Consider the following 20,319-nt stretch of genomic DNA (forward strand, 5'->3'; position numbering starts at 1 on the left):
ACGTCACCAGGGTCCTCCCGGCGGCGTCAGGCCGGCGGTGCCGGTGGCCCAGAGATGACCGGCCAGGTCCAGGAGGCTGACGGCGAGCGGGGCGGCGGAGGGGCCGACTGCGAGCGGGGCGGTGTCGCTCGTCATCCGCACGAGGACGACGGCACCGGTGGCGGCGGCGCCGATCAGCATGTGGCCGTGTGGGTCCTCGTCAGGGTCGGCGACACGGGCGGTCGGGCCGTCGACGACGACGTCGACCCCGGTGGGGCCTCCGGGCGGGACGGCGTCGACCACCCGGGCGAGTCGGAAGGTGCGGCTGGCGTCGGCCCGGGCGCCGTAGAGCGCCTCCAGGGCGGGCGCGGTGAGGACGTCGTCGGCCAGGCCCTCGGCCACCAGGACCTGCACGAGTCCGACGTGGGGCAGGTCGCCGTCGACCGGGAGGGCGCCGAAGCCCCCCGACAGCCGGGCGTTGACCTCGGTCGCGACCCACCCGTCGGCACCGGCGATGCCGTCGATCGCGAAGGCGCCCCGGTACCCGACCCGCCTCCGGAGCTCCTCCCCCACCCGGCGGGCGGCGTCCTCCATGGCGCCGCGCACCGCCGGCGGCGGGTCGTAGGTCGTCGAGATGCCGGCGTAGAGGAAGCCGCGGCCCCGGCGCAGGTTGAGGTTCTCGACCGGGCGCCGCACGGCCACCCCGTCGCCGGTGACGAAGGCGCCGATGCTGCAGGGGACGCCCTCGACGAACGGTGCCACCCGGACCCGACCCACCCCGGCGCCGCGTGCCCACGTCGCCCGGGCCACCAGGTCCTCGGCCACCGCCGCGGCCTCGGTCGGGTCCACCCAGCGGACCATCTCGGCCCCGCCGTTGCGCCCCCCGGCCGCCACGACCACGCCGTCGCCCCGGTCGACGCGCCTCGCCGCCGCTCCTGCCTGCGCGGGGGCGACGACCTCGTGGGCCGGCACCGGCACCCCCGCCGCGACCAGCAGGTCGTCGACGGTGGCCTTGTCCTCGACGGCGGCCCAGGCCGGGCGGCGCTGGCCGACGATCGGCCGTCCGCCCAGGTCGGCGCCCACGACGAAGGGGTTGGCCAGCACCAGGGCCTGCCGGTCCGGGTCCCACGCGTCGATGGCGGCCAGGGCCTCGGGCTCCAGCCCCTCCAGGAGGCCCTCGAGCGCCACGACCTCCTCGGACATCGTCCCGGCCCGGCGCGGGGCCAGCACCGTGGTGACGTCGTCGGGCCGGTCGCCGGTGCCCTCGCCGGTCCCGAGCACGAGGACCCGGGCGGCGCCGTGCGACCGCACCGCCTCCACGAGCGGACCGACCCCCCGCACGGCGTTGGTGGTGAGGACGACGTCGCGCCCCCCGACCAGCCGGTCGATCGCCCGCGCCACCTCCCCTGCGCCCATGCCCCAGTGTGACCGGCGCCGCCCCCTCCCCCCTCCAGCTTTGTCCGGAAGTCCCCCTCTGTGGCCGGGTTCCGGACAAGGTTCGCGGGGTCACCAGGGGTTGAGGCCCTCCAGGAACTCGAGGAGGGTGGCGTTGACCTCGGCGGGCTTCTCCTGCTGCACCCAGTGGCCGGCCTCGGGGACGATGACGGTGCCCCGGTCGTCGGCCAGCCAGCCGTCCTGCACCGAGGGGGGCGTCATCATCAGGACCGGGTCGAGGGCGCCGCCGACGAAGCGGGCCGGGGGCTGGACCTCCTGCCCGGCGTGGGGCTCCATCAGCTCCCAGTTGCGGTCGAGGTTCCGGTACCAGCTGATGCCCCCGGTGAAGCCGGTGCGGGTGAACTCGGCGACGTAGTGCTGGACCTCCTCCTCGGTGATCCAGTCGGGCACCTCGGTGACCTGCGGGAGCCGATCGACGAACCCCCGCCCGTCGTTGGCGAACATCGCCGTCGGGTCGACGGACTCCCGCGCCGCGGGGGACATGCCGAGCAGCATCCCCCGCATCGTCCGCTCGGGGTCGGCGGCCAGGTCGGCGTCGGCCACGCCGGGCTCCTGGAAGTAGAGCATGTAGAAGAAGGCGTCCCCGAGGAGGTGGCGCATGGCCGCGGTCGGCGGGTGGTCGCCCCGCGGGACGAACGGCACGCTCATGCCGACCACGCCCGCGACCCGCGAGGGGTGGCGCTGCGCCGTCCCCCACACGACCATCGAGCCCCAGTCGTGGCCCACGATCGCCGCCGTGTCGCGGCCGACGTCGTCGATCAGGGCGACGATGTCGTCGGTCAGGTGGACGATGTCGTAGGCCTCGACCGCCTCCGGACGCGACGACCCGCCGTAGCCCCGCTGGTCGGGGGCGAGGACGTGGTACCCGGCCTCGGCCAGGGCCGGGATCTGGTGCCGCCACGAGTACGCCAGCTCCGGGAACCCGTGGGCGAGGACGACCGGCGGGCCGTCGGCCGGTCCCGCCTCGACCACGCGGAGCTCGACCCCGTCGGGACGGGTGATGGTGCGCTCCGCCATCACGCCATCCCCGCCGGGACGGGCGCGGCGCCGGGGCGGCGGGGGCCGGACGCCCCCCCACGCCCGGCCCGGATCAGCCCTCCGGGCCGCTCGCCGGTGGCCTGGTCGTCCTCGCGCACCACCACCCCGGACTTGATCGTGGCCCCGTAGCCCCGCGCCCGCTGGATCAGCCGCTTGCCCCCGGCGGGCAGGTCGTAGGCCATCTCGGGCGGGTCGAGGGCCAGACCGTCGAAGTCGATGACGTTGAGGTCGGCCAGGTACCCGGGGGCGAGCACGCCCCGGTCGGCGAAGCCGTAGAGGGCGGCGGTGCGGCTGGTCTGGTGCTGGACGATCTGCTCGACCGCCATGACCGGGCCCCGGTCCCGGTCGCGGGCCCAGTGGGTGAGCATGAACGTCGGGAGGCTGGCGTCGCAGAGCACGCCGCAGTGGGCGCCGCCGTCGCCCAGGCCGAGGACGGTGCCGGGGTGGCGCAGCATCTCGTCGATCGCCCACAGCCCGCCGTTGGCGTACCCGAGGATCGGCAGGTAGAGGAGCTCCTTGCCGCCCCGCTCGAGCATGAGGTCGTAGGCGACCTCCAGCGGCGAGACACCGTGGCGCGCGGCGATGGCGCCCACGCTCTCCTCCGGCGACGGCTCGTACTGCGGCGGGTCGCCCAGCGGGAACAGCTTGTGCATGTTCCCGTAGAGGAAGCCCTCGGAGCCGGTGAAGGTGCGCTCCTCGGACAGGATCGCCTGCCGCACCTCGGGCCGATGGAGGGCGGCGAGGCGCTCGTCGAGGGGCAGGTCAGCCAGGGGTTGGTAGGCGGCGTGCTTGGTGAAGGGGTGGAAGCTCGACTCGAAGCCCACGAGGATCGACGCCGGCTTCCCGGCGACCTGGGGCACGAGCCAGGCCCCGGTGCGGTTGGCGGCCAGGCCCCGGTCGATCCAGTCCCGCCACATCTCGGGGGCCAGATCGGTCTGCAGGGTCTGGAAGGTCACCGGGACCCCCGCCCGGCGGGAGATCTCGGCCATCCAGGCGATCTCGCCGTCGAGGTCGAGCATGTCGCTGGCGACCGAGAAGACCCGGTGGCCGATGCCGGCCAGGGCCTCGCCGATGCCGATCAGCTCCTGGGCGGCGGCGGTGGTGCCGGCGGCCAGCTCACCGTCCTTGGCCCGGTGCAGCAGCGTCCGGGTGGTGGAGACTCCGACGGCCCCGGCCACCAGCGCCTCCCGGGCCAGGTCGCGCATGGTGGCGATCTCGGCCGCGGTGGCGACGTCGTTGCCGCGGCCCTCGCCCAGCACGTAGGCCCGGAGGGCGCCGTGGGGCACCAGGGCGGCGACGTCGAGCACCCGGGCCATGCTCTCGACCTCGTCGAGGTACTCGGGGAAGCTCTCCCAGGCCCAGGTCATGCCCTCGGTGAGGGCGGCGCCGGGGATGTCCTCGACGCCCTCCATCAGCTGGACCAGCCAGTCCCGCTGGTCGGGCCGCACCGGGGCGAAGCCGACCCCGCAGTTGCCCATCACCACGCTGGTGACCCCGTGCCAGCTCGACGGCGACACGTCCGGGTCCCAGGTGACCTGGCCGTCGTAGTGCGTGTGGATGTCGACCCAGCCGGGGGTGACGAGGCGGCCGTCGGCGTCGATCTCCCGGTGGCCGGGGCCGACGTCGGTGCCGACGGCGGCGATGTGCTCGCCGTCGATGCCGACGTCGGCGACGGACGAGGGTCCTCCCCTCCCGTCGGCGATGCGTCCGTTGCGGATCACGAGGTCGTGCACGTCGGGTGCTCCTTGGGTCTACGCGCTGAGCAGCGCGAGCAGCTCGGTCCGGGTGGGTCCGGGCGGAGGGGGCGGGACGGGGTAGGTGTCGGGGTCGCCGAGGATCGTCATGGCCTGCGCCGTGAACTCGGGGTCGGCCATCAGGTCCGACGGGGTGGCGAGCAGGTTCATCAGGCGCATCAGGCCGCGACCGACGACGGGGTCCTGGCCGCCGGCGGCGAAGACCCGGGCGATGGCCCGGTTGGCGTCGTGGGCGGCCGACTCGGCCACCGCGTCGGTGCCCGTGGCGGCGATGTTGCGACCGTTGGGGTCGCTCCCCATGGCGTCGGACTGGACGGAGATCTCGAACCAGGGCACGACCTCGCGGGTGCACGCCGCCTCGTAAGCGCGGGCCCGGGCGTCGGCGTCGTCGGCGGTGGCCGCGGGGTGGGCGGCGATGGCGTCGGCGAGCAGCCCGGCCTGGACCACGGCCAGCGAGCAGCCCCGGCCGTAGAGCGGGTTGGTGCAGGTGTGGGCGTCGCCCACGGCGTGGAGGCCGAGGGCGACGGGCTGGCCGTCGGGCGCGAGGAAGCGCCGCCGCCGGTTGATGAGACCGCCCATCGGGAGCACGTCGGTGACGGGCTCGACGTCGCCCTGGTCGAACAGCGCCCGGGCCCCCTCGAACAGGGCGGCGGCGGCGTCGAAGCGGTCCTCGTTGGCCAGCAGGGCCCGCATCTCGGCGTCGCTGGTGCGCAGGGCGAGGGTGATGGAGGCGACGTCGCCGTCGCCGGGGATGGCGAGGTACTTGAGGAAGCCGTGGTCGCCGCCGGCCTTGGCCTCGCCGTGCACGGCGAACCCGCCCGGTCGGCGGTACCAGCGCGAGAGGTAGACGAGGCCGCTCTCGTGGACCTCCTCGGGGACGTCGGCGCCCACGGCCGCCAGCCAGGCCGGGACCGGGCCCCGCCGGCCGGTGGCGAGCACCACGACGTCGGCGTCGAGGGCGGTGCCGTCGTCGAGCTCGACGCCGGTGATGGTGGGGGCGCCGCCGGCGGCTTCTCCGGGCTTGGCCCGCAGGCCGGTGACGCCGCGGTCGCTGCACAGCTCGACCGACGACTCGGCCGCCCGGCGGCGCAGCACCCACTCGACGGTGGAGCGGCGCATGGTGAGGACGACGAGGTCCTCGTCGCCGGGGCGGTCGTCGGCGAAGGCGCGGGTGAGGGGCAGCGGGACGGCCCCGGCCGCCACCAGCTCGTCGTGGATGTCGGGCAGGCGGTGGCGGAGCTCGAGGACCAGGCGGGCGAGGAAGCCGTGGGTGTGGCGCGTCTGGGGCGCGCCCCGGCGGTCGGCCCCGAAGGCGGCGTCGACGTCGGCGGCCGGCGCCATCCCGTCCCGGTCGACCACCGTGACCCGGTGGCCCTGGCGTCCGAGGATCAGGGCGGTCGCCAGCCCGCCGATGCCACCGCCCACGACCACCACGTGCATCGAGCCGACCCTCCAGCCATCGTCCGGCGCGGTCACATGGGGTCTGACCCCGTGTGGTCGCTTTGGCAACGGGCGTTGCCAGATGTGACGGTACCCCATGGCAACGCCCGTTGCCAGCATCACCTAGCGTGGAGCCCATGCCTGCCGCCCCCACCGCCGCCGGGGCCCACCGCTGGGTGGGGGTGCCCCCGGCCGAGCGCCGCGCCGAGCGCCGGCGGTTGCTCGTCGAGGCCGCCTTCGAGCTGCTCGGCACCGAGGGCGACGCGGCCACGACCGTCCGGGCGGTCTGCGGGGCGACGCGCCTCAACCCCCGCTACTTCTACGAGAGCTTCGCCGACCGCGACGCCCTGCTCGTCGCCGTCTACGACCAGCAGGTGGCCGAGCTCGGCGCCCTCCTGGCCGCCCGCCTGGCCGACGTGGGCGACGACGAGGAGGCCTTCACCCGCACCGGCGTGGAGACCGTCGTGCGCTTCGTGGCCGAGGACCCCCGCCGGGCCCGGGTGCTCTACACCGAGGCCCTCGGCAACGAGGCCCTCGCCCGACGCCGGCTCACCACCCTCCACGACGTGGGCCTGGCCCTGACCGAGCTGGGTCGGGAGCGCCACGGCCCCCCGCCGCCGGGGGAGACGATCGGCCTGGTCGCCGCGCCCATGCTCGTGGGCGGGCTGACCGAGACCATCGTGGCCTGGCTCGACGGTCACCTCGACGTCACCCTCGACCAGCTCGTCGCCGACACGACGGCACTGTTCACCGCGACCACCGCCGCCACCCGCCAGATCACCGCCCGACGCCGGTCGTCCTGACCGGCATCCGCCCCCGTGTGGCGGAGGTCACCTACCCTCGGGGCACGGCACGACACCACGCCCCGCGGGTCGGACTGGCCCTGGCCCTCCTCCTCGGCGCCTGCGGGGCCGAGGCGGGGACCGACGCCGCACCCCCACCCCCCTCGTCGACCACGCCCGTGGTGGCGGTCGACGACGGCGACCCGGCCACCCCCGAGCCGCCGACGCCCCCGCCCACCACCGGGCCGACCACGGCCCCGCCCACCACCGCCCCGCCCCCGGAGGTCGTCCGCACCCTCGCCTTCGGCGGCGACCTCCTGACGCACATGCCGCTCGTGGCCGAGGCCCAGCGCGACGGCGCCGCCGCCGGGGCGCCCTACGACTTCGGGCCCATGCTCGCCCCGCTGGCGCCGATCGTCGGCGGCGCCGACCTGGCCCTGTGCCACCTGGAGGTGCCGCTGGTGGGCGACGGCCAGCAGGTCACCGGCTACCCGTCGTTCCACGCCCCGCGAGAGCTCGCCGGGGCCGTCGCCGGCGCCGGCTACGACGGCTGCTCGACGGCGTCGAACCACAGCCTCGACGGAGGGCGGCCGGCCATCGACGCGACCCTGGGCACCTTCGACGCCCTCGGCCTGGGCCACGTCGGCACGGCCCGGTCCCCCGAGGAGGACGTGGCGCCCCGCCTCTACTCCCTCGACGGCGTGGTCGTCGCCCACCTCTCCTACGCCTACGGCTTCAACGGCTACCAGCCACCGGCCGACGCCCCGTGGATCGTCGACGCCCTCGACCCCGCCGTGGTGGCCCGGGATGCGGCCGCGGCCCGGGCCGCCGGGGCGCAGCTCGTCGTCGTCAGCGTCCACTGGGGCACCGAGTACCAGCACGAACCGGACGCCTACCAGCGCGACATGGCCGCCGCCGTCACCGCCATCGCCGAGGTCGACCTGGTGGTCGGCCACCACGCCCACGTCGTCCAGCCCATCGAGCGGGTCGGCGACACCTGGGTCGTCTTCGGCCTCGGCAACCAGCTCTCCAACCAGTCCCAGGACGTGCGGCGCGACGGCCTGACCGTCGTGGTCACGGTGGCCGGACCGGCCGGCGGCCCGCTGGCGGTGCGGACGATCGAGGCGGTGCCCACCTTCGTCGACCTCGGCACCTACGAGGTGCTGCCCACCGCCGCGACCCTCGCCCGCCCCGACCTGGACCCCGGGCTGCGCGCCGCGCTCGAGGCCAGCCAGGCCCGCACCATGGGGGTCGTGAACCGCAGCGGCGCCGGCATCGCCCTCCGCCCCTGAGGCCCCTCAGGGCCGGGTGGCCAGCACCACGAGCTGGTCGCTCGACCGCACGCGCTCCGTGCGCACCGCGACGTCGGTGAACCCGGCGTGGCGGCAGGCGACGGCGAAGGCCTCGGCCTGGGCCGGGACCCAGCCGTGGCTGGCCCGGCCCTCGGCGCCGGCGACGGTCCGCCGCTCGACGGCGAGGAGGCGGCCGCCGGGAGCCAGGACGCGGTGGGCCTCGGCCAGGCCCTGCTCGACGTCCTGCCAGTGGTGCACGGTGGCCATCGACCACACCACGGTGGCCGCCCCGTCGGGCACGGGGAGATCCTCGGCCACCCCGGGCGCCCATCGGATCGGCCGCCCCGGCCGGGTGAGGGCCCGGGCCACGCGTCGCATCACCGGAGCGGGGTCGACCCCGACCCCGGACGCGCCCCGTCGGGCGGCGATCCGCAGCGCCGTCCCAGGCCCGCAGCCGACGTCGACGACGTGGTCCCCGGGGGCGACGTCGGCCAGGTCGGCCGCCACCCGGGCGGCGCGTCCCCGCCCGACGGCGAAGACGAGGGCCAGGACGGTTCCGCTGATCCCGGAGAACCCGGGGTGGTCGGCGTGGTGGTTGGGGACGCTGAGGTCGGTCGGGGCGAGGATGGGCTCGGTCATGATCCGACCTTGACGGTTGAACCCGGGTTCACGTCAACTGCCGGGATGGACGATCTCCTGACCATCGGCGAGGTCGCGGCCCGGGCCGGGGTGGCCACCTCCGCCGTCCGCTACTACGAACGGCGGGGCCTGCTCGCGCCCGACGCCCGGGTCTCGGGCCAGCGTCGCTACCGCACCGCGACCCTCCGCCGGCTGGTGTTCATCGGGATGCTCCAGGACGCAGGGTTGTCGCTCGACGAGATCGCCGGGGTGATCGGGGCGGCCGACATCGACGAGTGGAAGGCGATCGCCCGGCGGCGGCTCACGGTGCTCGACGAGGAGATCGCCCGCCTCCAGCACGCCCGCAGCTACCTGCACGGCACCCTCGGCTGCCCGCATGACCACCCGATGACCGAGTGCGAGACGATGGGCGCGGAGATCACCCGACGCCTCCGGACCCCGGCCTGACCCGCCCGGGCTAGAGCCTGGTCCGCCTCGGGACGGGCCCGACCGCGACCACGGTGGGGTCGCCGGCCAGGCGGCGGGCGACCTGGCGCACCTGGTCCACGGTGACCCGGCGATAGGCGTCGATCCACTCGGTGGCGGGCCGGGCGCCGCCCCGCTCGAGCTCGCCGATGGCCGCCCACCACGACCGGGTGCCGGTGTCCTCCAGGGCGAGGGTCGACGACCCGGCGACGTAGCCGACGGCGACCTCGACCTCGCGGGGGGTGGGGCCCTCGGACGCGAGCCGCTCGACCTCGGCGGCGATGGTCGCCCGCACGGGGGCCACGGCCTCCGGTGAGCAGGCGGCGAAGGCGGCGAGGTGGCCGACGTCGGAGTAGAGGGCGAGCGAGGCGTCGACGGCGTAGGCCAGGCCCCGCTCGTCGCGCACGGTGCGGAACAGGCGGCTGGCCGGGCCGCCGCCCAGGATGTGGGCCAGGACGGCCAGCGGGAGGCGCGTTGGCTGGTCGACCGGTCCGAGGGGCCAGCTCAGCACCAGCGTCACCTGCTCGCCACCCTGGCGCACCACCTCGGTGGTGCGGGGCTGCAGACCGGGGACGCCCCGGGGGGCGAGGGCGCTCGGCGGGTGGGGCGCGGCGCCGTCGTCCCACCGGGCGACCATCTCGACGACCTCGTCGTGGACGACGGCCCCCGCCGCGGCCACCACCATCGCCCGCGGGTGGTACTCGGCCCGGTGGAAGGCGCCGATGGCGTCGACGCCCAGGGCGTGGAGCGTCCGGCGGTCGCCGATGATCTCGCGGGCCAGCGGGTGATCGCCGTACAGGGCGGCGTTGGTGAGGGTGTGGGCCCGGTCCTCGGGGTCGTCGAGGGCCTGGGCCAGCTCCTCGAGGATCACCCGCCGCTCGACCTCGATCTCGTCGGGGCGCATGGCCGGCCGGAGGACGAGGTCGCCGACCAGGTCGACGGCGAAGCCCAGGTCGTGGGCCGGCACCCGCAGCTGGACCGCGGTCCGCTCGCGGTCGGTGAAGGCGTCGAGGTCGCCGCCGCGGGCGTCGACGTCCTCGGCCACCACGTCCGAGGCCCGGGTCGTGCTGCCCTTGCAGAGCAGGTGCTCGAGGAAGTGGGACACCCCGGCCTGGGCGGCCGTTTCGTCCCGTCCGCCCACGCCCACGAGGGCGAGGACGTTGACCGACGCCGCACCGGGGACGCGGTCGGTCACGACCCTGCGCCCGGAGGGCAGGGTCGTGACCGCCAGGTCCGTTCTGTCAATCCCCATGGGCCTCAGGAGCGCATGAGGGTTGACAGAACCGGTGGGGGTGCTGGCTCAGCGGCGCCGGCGCCGGGAGCGGCCGCCCTCGGCGCCGCGCTCACCACCGCTGCCGCCGCCCCGGGGGCGGTCGTCGCCGGCCGGGCCCAGGTCGCCGAACTCGGCGGCCACCTCGGCGTCGAAGGCGTCCTCGAAGGACACGACCTCGGCCTCGGGGGCGGCGGTGGCCACGGACCCGCTGTCGGAGTCGCGGGCACCGCTGCGGCTGCTGTCACGGTCACGGTCACGGCCACCACGGCCGCCGCGATCGCCCCGGTCACCACGGTCGCCGCGGTCCCGGTCGCCACCCTCGCCGCGGGGCTTGCGCTCCTCGACGGGCTGGTCGGCCGGGGTCAGGCTGACCTTGCCGTTGGGGTCGACGTCGTCGACGCGGACCTCGATCTCGTCGCCCAGGCTGACCACGTCCTCGACCCGGTCGATGCGCTTGCCGCCACCGAGCTTGGAGATGTGGACCAGGCCGTCACGGCCCGGGAGGATGTTCACGAACGCACCGAACTTGGTGATGTTCACGACCCGACCGGTGTAGACGGCGCCGACCTCGGCGGTGGGCGGGTCGAGGATCAGCTTGATCTGGCGCTCGGCCTCGGCGACCGCACCGCGGTCGGTGGAGCCGATGGCCACGGTGCCGACGGTGCCGTCGTCGTCGACGGAGATGTCGGCGCCGGTCTCGGCCTGGATGGCGTTGATGACCTTGCCCTTGGGCCCGATGACCTCGCCGATCTTGTCGATCGGGATCTCGAAGCTGATCATCTTCGGGGCGGTCTCGCCCACGTCCGAGCGGGGCTCGGCGATGGTGGCGTTCATGACCTCGAGGATCTGCATCCGGGCCTCGCGGGCCTGGTCGAGGGCGGCGGCCAGGACGTCGGCGGGGAGGCCGTCGATCTTGGTGTCGAGCTGGAGGGCGGTGATGAACTCCTCCGTGCCGGCGATCTTGAAGTCCATGTCGCCGAAGGCGTCCTCGGCCCCGAGGATGTCGGTCAGGGTGACGTAGGTGTCGCCCTCCTTGACCAGGCCCATGGCGATGCCGGACACCGGCGCCTTGATCGGCACGCCGCCGTCCATCAGCGACAGCGACGAGGCGCAGACCGAGCCCATCGAGGTCGAGCCGTTGGACGACAGGACCTCGGACACCAGGCGGAGGGCGTAGGGCCACTCCTCGAGCGACGGGACGACCGGCAGCAGGGCCCGCTCGGCGAGCATGCCGTGGCCGACCTCGCGGCGCTTGGTGCCGCCCATGCGCCCGGTCTCGCCGTTGGAGTAGGGCGGCATGTTGTAGTGGTGCATGTAGCGCTTCTTGTTCTGCAGCGACAGCGTGTCGAGCAGCTGGTCCATGCGGGGCATGCCCAGGGTGAGCACGTTCAGGACCTGGGTCTCGCCGCGCTGGAAGAGGCCGGTGCCGTGGGCCGTGGGGATGACCCCGACCTGGGCGGTGACGGCCCGCAGGTCGCGGGGGCCACGGCCGTCGATGCGGACGCCGTCGGTGACGAGGCGCTTGCGGATGACCTTCTTGGTGGTCGTGCGCAGGGCGTTGAGCACCTGCTTGGCCTGGCCGGCGAAGTCCTTGCCCTCGGCGGTCAGGTCCTCGAGGATCCGGTCGCGGAGCGCGGTGGTGGCGGCGTTGCGCTCGACCTTGTCGGCGCCGCTGTTGGCGGTGGCGATGTCGGCCTCGTAGGCCTGCACGGCGGTGAGGATCTCGTCGGTGTAGTCGGGCTGCGCCTCCCACTTGAGGGCGGGGCGCACGCCGGCCTTCTCGACCAGCTCGCGCTGCAGCTTGATCGACTCGCCGATGTAGGTCTTGCAGGCGTCGAGGCCCTCGGCGATGACGGCCTCGGTGACCTTGGGGGCGCCGGCCTCGTAGAGGCTCCACGCCTTCTCGGTGCCGTTGCCCTCGACCATCATGATGGCGACGTCGTCCTCGCCGACCGAGCGGCCGGCCACGACGAGCTGGAAGGTGGCGTCCTCGAGCTCCTCGAAGGTCGGGTGCGGGACCCAGGCGCCCTCGGTGGAGTAGGCGAGGCGGACGGCGCCGAGCGGGCCGTCGAACGGCAGGCCCGACAGCATCAGGGCGGCGGAGGCGCCGTTGATGGCGACCACGTCGTGCGGGTTGACCTGGTCGGCCCCGATGATGGTGGCGACGACCTGGGTCTCGTTGCGGTAGCCGTCGGCGAACGACGGGCGCAGCGGGCGGTCGATGAGGCGGCAGGTCAGCACGGCCTCGTCGGTCGGGCGGCCCTCGCGGCGGAAGAACGAGCCGGGGATCTTCCCGATGGCGTACATCTTCTCCTCGACGTCGACCGTCAGGGGGAAGAAGTCGATGCCCTCGCGGGTCTTGTCGTCGCCGTTGGCGGTGACGAGGGCACGGGTGTCGCCGATGCCGGCGACGACGGCGCCCTGGGACTGCGGGGCCAGGACCCCGGTCTCGAAGGTCAGGGTCTTGTCCGTGCCGGAGACCGGCGCGGACACGGTGATGGCGTCAGCCATGGGGTGTCTCCTCTCGAGGCGCTCGGCGCCTCGCGTGGTGCCCCGGCCCGGCCAGCTCCCAGTCGGCATCCCCCCGAAACGGTTCCGGGATGAAGGCGACCGGCAACTGATCCGAGGATCCGGTGCACGGGTTGGGTTGTCAGGTGCCTCCCGGGAGGCATGCCTTCCGAAAAAGGCGATGAGCGGCCGAGGAGGCCGCTCATCAGGGGATCTCTATCGGCGCAGGCCGAGCTTGGCGATGATCGCTCGGTACCGCTCGACGTCGTTCTTGGCGACGTAGTCGAGCAGCCGGCGGCGACGACCGACCAGCATCAGGAGACCGCGCCGGCTGTGGAAGTCCTTCTTGTGGACCTTCAGGTGCTCGGTGAGGTGGTTGATGCGCTGCGTGAGCAGGGCGATCTGCACCTCGGGCGAGCCGGTGTCGGTGTCGTGGAGGCGGTGCTCCTCGATGACGCCGGGCTTGGCGCGGTCGGTGATCTCGGACATGCGGTGTCTCTCTGGTTGGGGCGGGACGCAACGCGCCCCGTGCGGGTGTCGGACCCAGCTCCCGTGACCGTGTACTGCGTGTCTCTCGACGTGCAGCCGCGACGTGTCGGGGGGCCGATGCTCGGGCACGCGCGAGCGTGCTCGGAGCCAGGGGTCAGGCTAGCAGCGCACCCGTGACCCGGTGCACATCCGCTCAGGCACGCAGGCGGGTCACGTTGGCCGGCAGGTCCTCGACCTCGAGGGAGGCGGGGGCGACGTCGTCGAACGACCATCGGTACCGGGGCCGGTCCTGGCGGGGCATGGTGTCGGGCCGCTCGAACGGGGGCGACAGGTCGAGCACCGGGGCGTCGGGCTCGAGGTACGCGGCGTCGACCTCGTCGAGCGAGGCCTCGTGCAGGAACCCGGGGCTGTCGTACCCGAGGTCGTGGGCCACCCGGTGGGCGATGGCGTCGCCCACCGAGCTGGCGATGAGGGCCTCGAGGATGGCGGGCAGGGTCCGGGGGTCGCGCAGGAGCCAGGAGTGCCCCGCCTTCTGGACCGTCACCAGGGCGCCGTGGCCCCGCCGGGCGGCGTCGCGGGCGGTGGCCATCGGGACGGCGACGTCGCGCTCGCCGTGGATCACGATGAGGGGGATCTCCTCCTCGGCGATGCGGTCGAGCATCCAGCCCGAGCCCCGGGACCGCATGATGGACACGCCCGGGCCCATCATCCGCCACGGTCGGCGCAGGTGGCCGGCGACGACCGGCGCCAGCAGCCGGCCCAGCTTGCGGGCCTGGGCCGGATCCCGGAAGAGGGGCAACGTCGTCACCGTGTCGATCGCCAGCGCCGTGCCCACGCCGGCCAGGAGCGGCGGTGCCACCCGGAAGAGGTTGACCATGCGGTCCCAGGTGTCGCCCACGATGGCGTCGAGGAGCACCACGGCGATGGCCCGGTCGGGCTCCTGGGCGGCCAGCTCGGTCACCAGGCGCCCACCCATCGAGTGCCCGGCCAGCACGGCCCGGCGGATGCCGAGCTCGTCGAGCACCCGCCCGAGCAGCCGGGTGTAGTGCTCGAGGTTGGCGCCGCCGGTGGGCAGGCCGAGCGTCCCGCCGTGGCCGGCGGTGTCGATGGCGATGACCCGGAAGCCGGAGCCGACGAGCCGGGACAGCGTCTGGGCGTAGAGCATCCCCTCGGCCGTGAAGCCGTGGACCAGCACGAGCGGCAGCCCCCGCCCGCAGACGGCGACGCCGACCTCGTGGCCGTCGGACAAGGTGATGGTGTGGCGGGCCAGGCGGGGGAGGCGCCGGCTCCTGATCTGCTCCGGGCGGTCGGCCGGGCCGATCACGGGGGCGGTGTCGGCGTCGGTGGTGACCCCGGTGATGCGGGCCCGCCGGAGGGCCTCGTCCCGTGTCCCTCCCCGGCGCCGGGTGGCGGTCATGGCTGCCAGCATGCCAGGCCGAACCCCCGGCCCCGCGCCATCGTTCCTGGTCAGCGACCGTCCGGGTCGGGCACCCGCCCCCGGTGCGGCGAGACGCCGAGGATGCGGCGGGTCTCGACGACGTCGGCGGCGATGCCCGCGACCAGGGCCTCGACCGAGGGGTACTTGACCTCGCCGTGGAGGCGGGCCACGAAGCGGACGGCCACGTGCTCGTCGTAGAGGTCGCCGTCGAAGTCGAGCACGTGGGCCTCGAGGAGCGAGGCGTGGGCCTGCTCGTAGAAGGTCGGGCGGCGCCCCAGGTTGATGGCCGTCGGCAGCACCGTGCCGTCCTCGCGCACGAGCCAGCCGGCGTAGATGCCGTCGGCGGGCATGAGGATCTCGCCGGCCACGGCGACGTTGGCGGTGGGGAAGCCCAGCTCCCGACCCCGCTTGTCCCCCGGTGTGACCAGCCCCCGCACCTCGTGCGGACGGCCCAGCAGGGCCGAGGCGACGCCGATGTCGCCGGCGACGAGGGCGGCGCGGATGGCGGTCGAGCTCACCTTCTCCTCGGGGGCGTCGGGGTCGGCCGCTGGCGACGCCTCGGACCCGATGGCCGCCGCCTCGCCGCCGACGTCGCGGGCCGACCGCAGGCTGAGACCCTCGACCGAGAACCCGAGCTCCTCCCCCATCCGCCGCAGCAGGCCGACGGTGCCCGACCGGCGGTGGCCGAAGTGGAAGTCCTCGCCGACCACCACCTCCTGGGCGGCGAGGCAGCCGACGATGACCTCGCGCACGAAGTCCTCGGCGCTCTCGGCCGCCCGGGCCTCGTCGAAGCGGACGACGAGGGTGACGTCGATCCCGGTCGAGGCCAGCAGCTCGAGCTTCTGGTCGAGGTCGGTCAGCAGGCGGGGGGCCGACTCGGGCCGCACGACCATGGCGGGATGGCGGTCGAAGGTGATGACCGCGCTGCGCAGGCCCCGCTCCTCGGCCCGGTGCCGCACCTCGGCGATGACGGCCCGGTGGCCGAGGTGGACCCCGTCGTAGGCCCCGATGGTGACGGCCGCCCCGATCTCGGGTGCCGGGCACGGGCCGTCGGCCCGGATGATCTCCACCGGCGGGAGGCTACGGCACCCCCGCGGACCGGCGACATTCCCCCGCCCGGCGCCGGCCCATCGGGATCCAGCCGGCCGGGCGGGGCCGGGTTCAACCCAGCGGGACCGTGGCCCGGGTCTCGTAGCGGGCGCCGGCGGCGCCGGTGATGCTGCGGACCAGGGCGACCTCGTCGACGGACCAGGTGACCGGTCCCCCGGCGAGGCCGAGGCCGACCAGCGCGTCGGGGACACCCCGGCCCCGGGCGCGAGCCACCGTGACGTGGCCCACGAACGGGTCGGATCGAGGATCGTCGCCCGCCGGGGCCGTCGCCGACCGGACGAGGCTCGCCAGCCGGTCGAGCCCCGCCACGCGCACCACCAGCACGGGGCCCAGGCGGGTCGTGGCCGCGTCCAGCGTCGCCGGCTGCGGCCCGTGCCCCGGGACCTCGGCCCGCAGGGAGTCGACGACGGGGTCGGGGTCGGCCACCTCGCCGAGGAAGCGGAGGGTCACGTGCCAGGTGTCCTCGGGCATCCACCGCACACCGGGGAGCGTGGGGCGGGGGATCGACCGGAGGGCGTCCCGCACCTCGCCCGGAGGCCAGGCCGCCACGAACAGCCTCATGGCCAGGGGGCGTCAGCTCGGGCCGGCGGGGGCGGCGGCGATGCGGGCCCGCAGGAGGCCGAGGGCGGAGATGGTGGCGAACTGGCGGACGCGCAGCCGGTCGCCGGGCAGCTGGAGTCGCACCGACTCCACGGCACCGGAGATGTCGAGACCGACGAACACGGTGCCGGGCCGCTCGCCGTCCTGCTCGTCGGGGCCGGCCACCCCGGTGAGGGCCAGGCCGACGTCCGCACCGAGGACCCGGCGGGCGCCCGTCGCCATGGCCTCGGCCGCCTCCGCCGACACCACCGGTCGGACGGTCACGCCGAGCACGTCGTCCTTGACCTCCGTCGCGTAGGACACGATCGACCCCCGGAAGGCCTGCGATGCCCCGGGCACGTCGGTGATGCGGGACGAGACCAGGCCGCCGGTGAGGGACTCGGCCAGCCCGAGGGTCAGGCCCCGCTCGGTCAGCAGGTCCAGGACCACGCTCTCCATGGTCTGGTCGTCGATGCCGAACACCAGGTCGGGCCCGAGGACGGCGCGCACCTCGGCCTCTTCGGCGGCGAGCAGGGCGGCGGCGGCCTCGGCGGTGTCGGCCTTGGCCGTCAGACGGACCTTGAGCCCCTCGATGCCCGAGGCCAGGAAGGCGATGGTGACGGCACCGTGGGCCTCGCCCGCGGCGGCGGCCCGGTCCAGGGCGGTGATGCGGTCGGCCAGCTGCTCGGCCAGGCCCGACTCGCTCTCGCCCCAGGTGCGGAGGGTGCGGCTGCGGATGACGGCGGTGATGCCGGCCCGGCGCTGGAGGTCGGGGAGGATCGCCTGCGAGACGATCTCCTTCATCTCGTAGGGCACGCCGGGCACCGCGTAGATGACCTTCTCGACCGGCTCGCCGTCGGGACCGGGCCGGGTGAGCGGGCAGATCAGGCCCGGGGCGGTGCCGGGCTGGGGGTCGGCGATGGCGGTGGCCCCCACGGGCACCTCGGCCTGCCGCAGGTTGTTCATCGGCATCCGGCGCCCCCGCCCGCCGAACATGGCCTCGATGCGGCCGACCACCCCGTCGTCGAGCTCGAGGTCGACCCCCATGACCCGGGCGATGGCGTCCCGGGTGATGTCGTCCTGGGTCGGTCCCAGCCCGCCGCAGACGATCACCGCGTCGGCCCGGTCGATGGCCTCGCCGATGACCTCGACCATCCGGCCCAGGTTGTCGCCGACCTTGGTCTGGCGCAGGGAGTCGATGCCGACCAGCGCCAGCTGCTCGCCGATCCAGGAGGAGTTGGTGTCGGTGATCTGCCCCAGGAGGAGCTCGGTCCCGACGGCGACCACTTCGCAGCGCACGGCGGCAACCTAACCGGACCGACGACGAGCTCTCGCGGCAGACGGGCGGCCGCGCCCAGAGGTGACGCGAGAGCGCGTGAGGTCAGCGCAGGGCCAGGGCGACGGTGACCGGGCGGTGGTCGGAGACGCCCTCCTCCCCCACCTTGGCGCCCCGCGCCTCGACGTCGGGGCTCACGAGGACGTGGTCGATGGTGCGCGCCCCGAGGGTGGGGGCATCGGGATCGGTGGCCGGGCGCAGACGGGTGCCGGTGCCGGCGAGGGCGGCGGCCACGGCGGCGGCCTCCTGGTTGAGGTCGCCGGCGACCACCACGGGCCCCTCGACGGTGGCGACCAGCGCGGCGAGGGCACGGGTCTGGTCCCGCTGCTCGGTCGATCGCCGGGCCGTGGCCAGGTGGGTCGCCACGACGGTGACGGCGACGCCGGCGACCTCGGTCCGGGCCCGCAGGGCGATGCGCCGCTCCCCGTTCCCGGGCAGCTCGACCACCTCCACCTCGGTGAGCGGTGCACGCGACAGCAGGGCGACGCCGAAGGCGCTGCCGCGGTCGGCCCAGAAGGCCTCGTCGAAGCCGGCCCGCAGCCGGGCCCGCCCGACGACGGCGGCCATGGCGTCGCGGTCCAGGGCGGCGGCGAACCGCGATTCGTACTCGAGGTCGTGGTCGTCGCGGAGGTGGGCGACGATCACCGGCAGGTCGTCCTCGTGGGCCTCCTGGAGGGCGACGACGTCGGGCCGTTCAGCCGCGATGGTGGCGGCGACCCGGTCGAGCGTCGTGGAGCGGGCGCCGCGATCGCCCTGCGCTCCCCGCCCGATGTTGTAGGTGGTCACCCGGACCCCGGGCGGCAGCACCTCGGGCGGCAGCCAGCCCCGCCGGCGCAGCCACGCCCGGACCACCCAGAGGGCGCGCCGCACGGCCGTCATCGTCACGGCTCGTGGACCTTGGCGTGCACCGCCTCGGCCACGGCGTCGGGCAGCCACGACAGGGCCTTGAGCTCCTCGAGCGACGCGGTCTGGACCGCCTTCACCCCGCCCATCTCCTTGGTGAGGCGCTTCTTGCGGGTCTCGCCCAGGCCGGGGATGTCGTCGAGGACGGACTTCGTCATCCGCTTGCCGCGCAGGTCGCGGTGGAACGTGATGGCGAAGCGGTGGGACTCGTCCCGGATGCGCTGGAGCAGGTAGAGGGCCTCGGACTGCCGCGACAGCCGCACCGGGTCGGCCGTTCCCGGGAGGTAGACCTCCTCGAACCGCTTGGCCAGCGAGGCGGTCGGGATCTCTTCGTCGAGTCCCAGCTCCTGGAGGACCCGGACGGCGACGCTGAGCTGGCCCTTGCCCCCGTCGACCAGCAGCAGCTGGGGCGGGTAGGAGAAGCGGCCCTCGCGCTCGCTGACCGGCTTCTCCCGCTCGACCAGGTAGGCGGTAAGGCGCCGGCGCAGCACCTCCTCCATCGCCGCGAAGTCGTCGTTGCCGGCGACGGTCTTGATCTTGAACTTCCGGTACTGGGACTTCTTGGGCAGGGCGTCCTCGAGGACGACCATCGAGCCGACGTAGTCGGTGCCCTGCAGGTGGCTCATGTCGTAGCACTCGATCCGCAGCGGCGGCATCGGCAGCCCGAGGGCCTCCTGGAGCTCGTTGAGGGCCTTGGCCCGGCTGTTGTGGTCGCTCGCCCGCTTGAGCCGGTGGCGCACCAGCTCCTCGTTGGCGTTGCGCGTGACCGTCTCGGCCAGTGCCCGCTTGGGGCCGCGCTGGGCGGTGCGGATCGTGACCCGGCTCCCCCGCTGCTCCTCGAGGAAGTCCTCGTACAGGTCGAGGTCGTCGGGATCGTCGGGGACGAGGACGGTCTTGGGGAACCCCATCGGCGGCGGCTCCTGGTAGAGCTCGCCCAGCACCCGGCCGATCAGCTCGCCCTCGGCCAGGTCCTCGACCTTGTCGATGATGAAGCCCTTGCGGCCCAGCACCCGGCCCTTGCGGACGAAGAACACCTGCACGGCGGCCTCGAGGTCGTCCTCGGCCATGCCGATGACGTCGATGTCCTCGCCCTTCTCGACCACCATCTGCTGGCGCTCGATGGCCTTGCGGACGGCGACGAGCCGGTCCCGCAGCCGGGCGGCTCGCTCGAACTCGAGGTCGGCCGCGGCGACCTGCATGTCCTTCTCCAGGCGGCGGACGACCTCGTCGGTGTCACCCGAGAGGAAGCGCAGCAGGTCCTCGACGTAGCCGTCGTAGTCGTGGCGGCTGACCTCGCCGACGCACGGCCCCGAGCACTTCTCGATGTGGAACTGCAGGCACGGCCGGCCGAGCTTGCGGTGGCTCTCGAACTTGTTGTCCGAGCACGTGCGGAGGGGGAACGTCCGCAGCAGCAGGTCGAGGGTGTCGCGGATCGCGTAGGCGTGGGCGTAGGGGCCGAAGTAGCGCACGCCCTTGCGGCGCTTGCCCCGCATCACCATGGGCCGGGGCCACTCGTCGCCCACCGTGACGGCGAGGAACGGGTAGCTCTTGTCGTCGACCAACCGGACGTTGAAGCGGGGCCGGTGCTGCTTGATCAACGAGTACTCGAGCATGAACGCCTCGACGTCGTTGGCGACCTGGATCCACTCCACGGTCTCCGCCGACGCGACCATCTGGGCCGTCCGGACGTGCATGTTCTTCGGGTTCTGGAAGTAGTTCGACAGGCGCTGGCGCAGCGACTTGGCCTTGCCGACGTAGATCACCCGTCCGTGGGCGTCCTTGAACTGGTAGGAGCCGGGAGCGTCGGGGATGGTGCCGGCGGGGGGACGTTGGACCACG

Annotated in this window: 17 protein-coding genes; 3 read left to right on the forward strand and 14 right to left on the reverse strand. The window is 74.5% G+C overall.

Features of this window, described 5'->3' with window-relative positions:
* Positions 1-3: 3 nt before the first annotated feature.
* The 4 genes from HC251_RS13220 to HC251_RS13235 all read right to left on the reverse strand — a co-directional run bounded on the left by HC251_RS13220 (position 4) and on the right by HC251_RS13235 (position 5,666).
* Positions 4-1,395: an ATP-grasp domain-containing protein gene (locus HC251_RS13220; RefSeq protein ID WP_219941079.1), complete on the reverse strand. Its 1,392-nt coding sequence runs from the start codon at positions 1,393-1,395 to the stop codon at positions 4-6.
* A 90-nt stretch (positions 1,396-1,485) separates the two neighbouring features.
* On the reverse strand, positions 1,486-2,451 hold the full coding sequence (locus tag HC251_RS13225; RefSeq protein WP_219941080.1) for an alpha/beta fold hydrolase: 966 nt from the start codon (positions 2,449-2,451) through the stop codon (positions 1,486-1,488).
* Complete coding sequence (locus HC251_RS13230; protein ID WP_219941081.1) at positions 2,451-4,205, reverse strand: amidohydrolase family protein; 1,755 nt, start codon at positions 4,203-4,205, stop codon at positions 2,451-2,453. The genes HC251_RS13225 and HC251_RS13230 overlap by 1 nt, the downstream gene beginning before the upstream one ends.
* A gap of 18 nt (positions 4,206-4,223) precedes the next feature.
* On the reverse strand, positions 4,224-5,666 hold the full coding sequence (locus tag HC251_RS13235; protein WP_219941082.1) for an NAD(P)/FAD-dependent oxidoreductase: 1,443 nt from the start codon (positions 5,664-5,666) through the stop codon (positions 4,224-4,226).
* Between the two features lie 137 nt (positions 5,667-5,803).
* Between HC251_RS13235 and HC251_RS13240 the strand changes: the two genes are divergently transcribed.
* A complete protein-coding gene (locus tag HC251_RS13240) occupies positions 5,804-6,469 on the forward strand; it encodes a TetR/AcrR family transcriptional regulator (protein ID WP_219941083.1) in 666 nt (221 codons plus the stop codon).
* A gap of 17 nt (positions 6,470-6,486) precedes the next feature.
* A complete protein-coding gene (locus tag HC251_RS13245; protein WP_219941084.1) occupies positions 6,487-7,740 on the forward strand; it encodes a CapA family protein in 1,254 nt (417 codons plus the stop codon).
* Between the two features lie 6 nt (positions 7,741-7,746).
* On the opposite strand, the gene HC251_RS13250 is transcribed toward HC251_RS13245, so the two are convergent.
* Entirely contained in the window at positions 7,747-8,379 is a 633-nt protein-coding gene (locus HC251_RS13250) for a class I SAM-dependent methyltransferase (protein ID WP_219941085.1), read from the reverse strand.
* A gap of 45 nt (positions 8,380-8,424) precedes the next feature.
* Here HC251_RS13250 and HC251_RS13255 point away from each other — a divergent pair, with 45 nt between their 5' ends.
* Positions 8,425-8,826, forward strand: coding sequence for a MerR family transcriptional regulator (locus HC251_RS13255; RefSeq protein WP_219941086.1), 402 nt, complete (start codon positions 8,425-8,427; stop codon positions 8,824-8,826).
* Between the two features lie 10 nt (positions 8,827-8,836).
* Here HC251_RS13255 and HC251_RS13260 read toward each other — a convergent pair whose 3' ends face one another.
* From HC251_RS13260 to uvrC, 9 genes are all read right to left on the reverse strand, one after another.
* Positions 8,837-10,039, reverse strand: coding sequence for a pitrilysin family protein (locus tag HC251_RS13260; protein WP_219941087.1), 1,203 nt, complete (start codon positions 10,037-10,039; stop codon positions 8,837-8,839).
* A gap of 105 nt (positions 10,040-10,144) precedes the next feature.
* Positions 10,145-12,628 (reverse strand): polyribonucleotide nucleotidyltransferase, encoded by a 2,484-nt coding sequence (locus tag HC251_RS13265; RefSeq protein ID WP_219941088.1) that lies wholly within the window; start codon positions 12,626-12,628, stop codon positions 10,145-10,147.
* Between the two features lie 213 nt (positions 12,629-12,841).
* A complete protein-coding gene (gene rpsO, locus HC251_RS13270) occupies positions 12,842-13,114 on the reverse strand; it encodes a 30S ribosomal protein S15 (RefSeq protein ID WP_219941089.1) in 273 nt (90 codons plus the stop codon).
* 193 nt (positions 13,115-13,307) lie between these two features.
* Positions 13,308-14,531 (reverse strand): alpha/beta fold hydrolase, encoded by a 1,224-nt coding sequence (locus tag HC251_RS13275; RefSeq protein WP_219941090.1) that lies wholly within the window; start codon positions 14,529-14,531, stop codon positions 13,308-13,310.
* Between the two features lie 50 nt (positions 14,532-14,581).
* A complete protein-coding gene (locus tag HC251_RS13280) occupies positions 14,582-15,622 on the reverse strand; it encodes a bifunctional riboflavin kinase/FAD synthetase (RefSeq protein ID WP_219941091.1) in 1,041 nt (346 codons plus the stop codon).
* Positions 15,623-15,713: 91 nt separating this feature from the next.
* On the reverse strand, positions 15,714-16,223 hold the full coding sequence (gene thpR / locus HC251_RS13285; protein WP_219941092.1) for an RNA 2',3'-cyclic phosphodiesterase: 510 nt from the start codon (positions 16,221-16,223) through the stop codon (positions 15,714-15,716).
* 12 nt (positions 16,224-16,235) lie between these two features.
* Complete coding sequence (locus HC251_RS13290; RefSeq protein WP_219941093.1) at positions 16,236-17,540, reverse strand: CinA family nicotinamide mononucleotide deamidase-related protein; 1,305 nt, start codon at positions 17,538-17,540, stop codon at positions 16,236-16,238.
* Between the two features lie 82 nt (positions 17,541-17,622).
* Positions 17,623-18,456: an endonuclease/exonuclease/phosphatase family protein gene (locus tag HC251_RS13295; protein WP_255566729.1), complete on the reverse strand. Its 834-nt coding sequence runs from the start codon at positions 18,454-18,456 to the stop codon at positions 17,623-17,625.
* Between the two features lie 2 nt (positions 18,457-18,458).
* Positions 18,459-20,318 (reverse strand): excinuclease ABC subunit UvrC, encoded by a 1,860-nt coding sequence (uvrC, locus tag HC251_RS13300; protein ID WP_255566401.1) that lies wholly within the window; start codon positions 20,316-20,318, stop codon positions 18,459-18,461.
* Position 20,319 lies beyond the last annotated feature (1 nt).

This window comes from Iamia sp. SCSIO 61187 (assembly GCF_019443745.1).
Lineage (GTDB): Bacteria > Actinomycetota > Acidimicrobiia > Acidimicrobiales > Iamiaceae > Iamia.

What these genes read in the sequence shown, in the direction of transcription:
- HC251_RS13220 (WP_219941079.1), bottom strand. Translation starts at nt 1,395, where the DNA reads ATGGGCGCAGGGGAGGTGGCGCGGGCGATCGACCGGCTGGTCGGGGGG.
- HC251_RS13225 (WP_219941080.1), bottom strand. Translation starts at nt 2,451, where the DNA reads ATGGCGGAGCGCACCATCACCCGTCCCGACGGGGTCGAGCTCCGCGTG.
- HC251_RS13235 (WP_219941082.1), bottom strand. Translation starts at nt 5,666, where the DNA reads ATGCACGTGGTGGTCGTGGGCGGTGGCATCGGCGGGCTGGCGACCGCC.
- HC251_RS13240 (WP_219941083.1), top strand. Translation starts at nt 5,804, where the DNA reads ATGCCTGCCGCCCCCACCGCCGCCGGGGCCCACCGCTGGGTGGGGGTG.
- HC251_RS13250 (WP_219941085.1), bottom strand. Translation starts at nt 8,379, where the DNA reads ATGACCGAGCCCATCCTCGCCCCGACCGACCTCAGCGTCCCCAACCAC.
- HC251_RS13255 (WP_219941086.1), top strand. Translation starts at nt 8,425, where the DNA reads ATGGACGATCTCCTGACCATCGGCGAGGTCGCGGCCCGGGCCGGGGTG.
- HC251_RS13265 (WP_219941088.1), bottom strand. Translation starts at nt 12,628, where the DNA reads ATGGCTGACGCCATCACCGTGTCCGCGCCGGTCTCCGGCACGGACAAG.
- rpsO (WP_219941089.1), bottom strand. Translation starts at nt 13,114, where the DNA reads ATGTCCGAGATCACCGACCGCGCCAAGCCCGGCGTCATCGAGGAGCAC.
- HC251_RS13275 (WP_219941090.1), bottom strand. Translation starts at nt 14,531, where the DNA reads ATGACCGCCACCCGGCGCCGGGGAGGGACACGGGACGAGGCCCTCCGG.
- thpR (WP_219941092.1), bottom strand. Translation starts at nt 16,223, where the DNA reads ATGAGGCTGTTCGTGGCGGCCTGGCCTCCGGGCGAGGTGCGGGACGCC.
- HC251_RS13295 (WP_255566729.1), bottom strand. Translation starts at nt 18,456, where the DNA reads ATGACGGCCGTGCGGCGCGCCCTCTGGGTGGTCCGGGCGTGGCTGCGC.